5 protein-coding genes are annotated in these 4,756 nt (G+C 72.7%); 3 read left to right on the top strand and 2 right to left on the bottom strand.

The features are described from left to right. Positions 1 to 235 precede the first annotated feature (235 nt). Positions 236 to 439: a hypothetical protein gene (locus AWZ10_RS03230; protein ID WP_046709460.1), complete on the bottom strand. Its 204-nt coding sequence runs from the start codon at positions 437 to 439 to the stop codon at positions 236 to 238. Positions 440 to 618: 179 nt separating this feature from the next. Here AWZ10_RS03230 and AWZ10_RS03225 point away from each other — a divergent pair, with 179 nt between their 5' ends. Together AWZ10_RS03225 and AWZ10_RS03220 are read left to right on the top strand one after the other, a co-directional pair. Then, the gene (locus AWZ10_RS03225) at positions 619 to 1,878 is read left to right on the top strand and encodes a sensor histidine kinase (RefSeq protein WP_173531709.1); all 1,260 of its coding nucleotides are present in this window, start codon (positions 619 to 621) and stop codon (positions 1,876 to 1,878) included. A 418-nt stretch (positions 1,879 to 2,296) separates the two neighbouring features. After that, a complete protein-coding gene (locus tag AWZ10_RS03220) occupies positions 2,297 to 3,142 on the top strand; it encodes a hypothetical protein (protein ID WP_060890382.1) in 846 nt (281 codons plus the stop codon). Between the two features lie 73 nt (positions 3,143 to 3,215). Here the strand turns inward: AWZ10_RS03220 and AWZ10_RS03215 are convergent, their stop codons facing one another. Then, a complete protein-coding gene (locus tag AWZ10_RS03215; RefSeq protein ID WP_046709454.1) occupies positions 3,216 to 4,244 on the bottom strand; it encodes an aldo/keto reductase in 1,029 nt (342 codons plus the stop codon). A 125-nt stretch (positions 4,245 to 4,369) separates the two neighbouring features. On the opposite strand from AWZ10_RS03215, the gene AWZ10_RS03210 reads away from it, so the two are divergent. Next, a partial coding sequence (locus AWZ10_RS03210; protein WP_208618437.1) for a response regulator occupies positions 4,370 to 4,756 on the top strand: 387 nt, incomplete at its 3' end.

The following is a 4,756-nucleotide window of genomic DNA, read 5'->3' as shown; positions in this document are numbered from 1 at the left end:
GCGCCGCCACGACCGCCGTCGGCGGCATGACCGCCGCCCCCTACGCGTCCTTCGACCTGGCCGACCACGACTGCTGAGCCCCAGCCCCAGACCCGGCCCCCGCCGGGGCCGGCGTCACCCGTCCCGGCCGCCTGTTCATCCCCCACCGGACAGACGGCCGGGCGGGCCGCCGCTCACCGGACGGTCGCCACTGCCGCCACGTCACCCGGACTTTCGGTTCTCCGGCCCTCCGGCATCACCCGGACTTCCGGCTCTCGGCCGCCGCGAACAGGGCGAGCGCCAGGACGATCAGCGCGATGCTCACATAGATCTCGTAGCCGTCCAGGGTGCTCCACCGCTGTGTCACCCCCCACCCCAGCTTGCCGGTGAGTTCGTACAGGAGACCGCCGGTGCCCTGCAACAGGGCGAGGAAGCCGAGAAACTCCAACAACTGCTTCATGTCCAGGATCCTCGTCCCGCGGTCCGCCCACATTCATCGGCCGCAGGGCGAGGTCTGGCCGACGGGAGTACCGATCCGCGGGGCGGCGGGTCGCCGAAAGTCGACGAGGCCACGACTTTGGTCGCGATCATCGGCGGAGGGGAGGTGGCGGCGGCCGTCTCTGGCTAGATTTGTCGACCGTGAGTGGTGACAAGCCGGTGCAGGAGCCCCCGACCTTCCCGAGGCGGAGCTGGCTGTTGCCGTCGGCCCTGCTCGACCCCGACCCCGACCTCGGCCACGACTCCGACCGCCCCGGACGGCGGCCCAGGCGGACCGCGCGGGACTGGGCCGTCGACTTCACCTGCTTCCTGCTGGCCGTGCTCATCGGGCTCCTGGGTGCGGACACGGTCAGGAACGAGCCCGACCTGCCGCAGACCTTCGCCGTCCTGGACCAGGTACTGGGCGCGCTCGCCTGCGCCACCGTCTGGCTGCGCCGGCGCTGGCCCGTCGGTCTCGCCGTGGCGATGGTCCCGGTCTGCTTCGTCTCCAACACCGCGGGTGGGGCCGGCCTGGTCGCCCTCTTCACCCTCACCGTGCACCGGCCCTTCCGGTACGTGGCCTCGATCGGCGGTGTGTCCCTCGCCCTCAACCCGTTGTTCTTCTGGCTGCGCCCCGACCCGGACGTCGCCTACCCCTGGGCGGTCATCCTCACCGTGCTGCTCACCGCCGCCATCGTCGGCTGGGGCATGTTCGTGCGCTCCAAGCGGCAGCTCATGCTGAGCTTCCGGGACCGCGCCCGGCGCGCCGAGACGGAGGCGGCGCTCCGGGCCGAGCAGGCGCAACGCCTCGCCCGCGAGGCCATCGCGCGCGAGATGCACGATGTCCTGGCCCACCGCCTGACCCTGCTGAGCGTGCACGCGGGCGCGCTGGAGTTCCGGCCCGACGCACCCCGCGCCGAGATCGTCCGCGCGGCGGGCGTCATCCGGGAGAGTGCCCACGAGGCGCTGCAGGATCTGCGGGAGATCATCGGAGTGCTGCGCGCGGGCGAGCCCGACGACGCGGGGCGCCCCCAGCCGACCCTCGCCGCGCTCGACACGCTCGTCTCCGAGTGCCGCGAGGCCGGCATGAAGGTCGCCCTCGACCAGCACGTCACCGACCCCGCCGCCGTCCCCGCCGCCGTCGGCCGCACCTCCTATCGCATCGCCCAGGAGTGCCTGACCAACGCCCGAAAGCACGCCCCCGGCGCCGAGGTCACCGTCACCGTCGCGGGCGCCCCGGGCGACGGACTCACCGTCTCCGTACGCAACCCGGCGCCCCCGGGGGAGGTCCCGCCCGTCCCCGGCTCCGGTCAGGGCCTCATCGGCCTCACCGAGCGCGCCACACTGGCCGGGGGCCGCCTGGACCACGGACCCGAGCGGGACGGCGGGTTCGCGGTGCGGGCCTGGCTGCCCTGGGGCTGAGGGTCTGACCACGGGCCTCGACCGGGGGCCGGACACCGGTCATGCTCCTGGGCCGAACGCGGGCATCGGCGTGCGCGACGCCATCTCGTCGTCCATGATTGCGAGTTGACTCGCACGACACGTACGAGCCGTGGACGCGTACGAGCCGTGCGACGCGTACGAGCCGTGCGACGCGTACGAGCCGTGCGAACCGTTCGGCACAGAACACCTGGTGGGTCTCGGGAGGGACAACAGAGTGAGTTTCGGGGGACAGAACCCGTATCAGCCGCCCTGGCAGCCGAACGGAGGGCCGTACCCCCCGCCTCCACCACCACCCCAGGGTCCGTATGTCCCGCCCCAGCCGGGCCCGCCGTACGGACCCGGTTCCCCATACCCGTACGGGCCTTACCCCTACGTCCCACAGCCGCCGCCCACCCTCGTGCGGCGGTTGCGGGAGGACGAATGGCCGCCGCTGAGGGAGTTCCTGAGTGGGCTGCGGCTGCACGGCTGTCTCTGGGCGATGGCCGTGATGTGCGCCTGGCCGATGGTGTTCGGTCTGCTGGTGGGCTACCCGCTGGCCCGCTCGGCCCGCCGCCCGGCCCGGCGGATCTTCCCCTCCCGTGCCCGTCACCGTTTGGTGGACGACGACGTGACGCGGCTGCAGCGCAGACGCGCCTGGACGGCCACCGTGATGTCCCTGCTGATCCTGGCGGCGTACGGCAAGCCCGGGGACGTGGACCAGGCCCAACAGCAGTTCACGATGCGGCTGTTCATCACCCCCTGGCTGCTGCTCCTCAGCGCGCCCGTGGTCGTCGCGGCCCTCTTCCACTGGTCGTCGCCGGCCACGCGACGGGCCATGCGCGCTCCGCTGCGCACCGCCGGGAAATCGGCGCTGTGGTACGTCGGCGCCTTCACCGCCGTGCCGCTCCTCGGCGGCGCGATCTACTACACACGCACCTACCTGGGGAAGGACATGAACGTCTGGGCGCCGTTCGCCCTCCTCGTGCCGTTGCTCTGGGTACTGCTCTTCATCGCCTTCGCGTCCGGCCCCGCCGTGCGCAGCGCCTTCAACACCGCCGACGTGCACCCGGCGCTCCCGGCGCTGCTCACCGGCGGCCTGGTGTGGGAGTTCTCCGCCATCAACCTGGCCGTCGGCGGGCTGCCGCCGGGCCCGCCCCTGGTCCAGCTCGCCGCCCTCGTCGGCGGCCCGGCCTCGGTCACGGCCGTCGCGTGGTGGGAGGTACGCCGCCTGCGGACCCGGTACGGGGTACGCCTGCGCGGCTGAGGGGTCCCGGCCGGTGCCGACCACGCCGCACTCGGTGGACGCCGGCCGGTCGAGGGGCCCGCACGCGGTCCGGTCAAGCCGTACGCGGCACCACGCGCTGCCCCGCGGACCCGTACACCCATGCCGACGCCTCGTCGATGAAGTCGCCGGGGAAGCCGAGGCGGAAGGCGGTGGTCTCCTCCAGCCGGGACAGCACCTCCTCGGGGAGGACGAGCCGGGCGGCGCCGAGGTTGTCCATGAGCTGCTCGACGCGGCGGGCGCCGAGGATGGGGTGCACGGCGGGGGAGTGGGCCATGGTCCAGGCGATGGCGATCTGGGCCGGGGTGGCGCCGAGTTCGTCCGCGGCGCTCTGCACGGCCTCCGCGACCGCGCGCTCACGGTCCCCGATCGACTCGGCGGACAGCCGGGTCGCGGTGCCGGGCGTCACCCCGCCCGGGCGGGTGTACTTGCCGGACAGGACGCCGTTCTGCAGGGGACTCCAGGCCGCCACCGACATGCCGAACGCCTCCGCCATCGGCAGCAGCTCGCGCTCGATGTCCCGGTTGAGCAGGCTGTACGGCACCTGGAGCGCCGACAGCGCCGACCAACCTCGCCATTCGGCAAGGGTGTTGGCGCGGGAGACCACCCAGGCGGGGGCGTCCGAGATGCCGACGTACAGCACCTTCCCGGACCGTACGGCGTCGTCGAGGGCGCGCATCGTCTCCTCGACCGGGGTGTTCCGGTCCCAGATGTGCACCCAGTAGATGTCGATGTAGTCGGTGCCCAGGCGTCGCAGGCTCGTCTCCAGGGACAGCGCGAGGTTCTTGCGGTGGTTGCCCGCGGCGTTGGGGTCGCTGCCGTCGCGGGAGACGGTGTACTTGGTGGACAGCACGAACCGGTCGCGCCGCCCCTTGAGCAGTTCGCCGACGATCCGCTCGCTCTCCCCGCCCCGGTAGTTGACCGCCGTGTCGATCACATTGCCGCCGGCCTCCGCGTACACGTCGAGGATCCGCGCGCACTCCTCCGGGGGCGCTCCCACTCCACCCTGCTCCCCGAACGTCATGGCGCCGAGGAACAGCTCGGAGACGCGGAGCCCGGTCCGGCCCAGGAGTCGGTAACGCACCCAAAACCTCCGTCAGTTGAATGGCGTACCGACCGACACTAACGGGTCGGCCCAGGACAACGCGGCGGTCCGGGCGCGGCGTCATTACGGTAGTGCTCCATGACCTACATCCGAACGGTGGGCCGATGACCGCGATCCGACTGCTCCTCGTCGACGACGACCCTCTCGTGCGCGCCGGCCTCTCCTTCATGCTGGGCGGCGCCGACGACATCGAGATCGTGGGCGAGGGCGCCGACGGCGACGAGGTGGACGCCCTCGTCGACCGTACGCACCCCGATGTCGTCCTCATGGACATCCGGATGCCGACCGTCGACGGCCTCTCCGCCACCGAGCGGCTCCGCACCCGCGCGGACGCGCCCCAGGTCGTCGTCCTCACCACCTTCCACGCCGACGACCAGGTCCTGCGCGCCCTGCGCGCGGGCGCCGCCGGGTTCGTCCTCAAGGACACCCCGCCCGCCGACATCGTCGAGGCGGTGCGGCGGGTCGCGGCGGGTGACCCCGTGCTCTCGCCC

Source organism: Streptomyces europaeiscabiei (genome assembly GCF_001550375.1).
Classification (GTDB): Bacteria; Actinomycetota; Actinomycetes; order Streptomycetales; family Streptomycetaceae; genus Streptomyces; species Streptomyces europaeiscabiei.
The sequence above is the reverse complement of the archived record's forward strand: the minus strand, read 5'-3'. Positions and strand labels throughout refer to the sequence as shown.

Bases quoted from the DNA above. Each gene is read 5' to 3' on its own strand.
- AWZ10_RS03230 (WP_046709460.1), bottom strand. From the start codon at position 439: ATGAAGCAGTTGTTGGAGTTTCTCGGCTTCCTCGCCCTGTTGCAGGGC.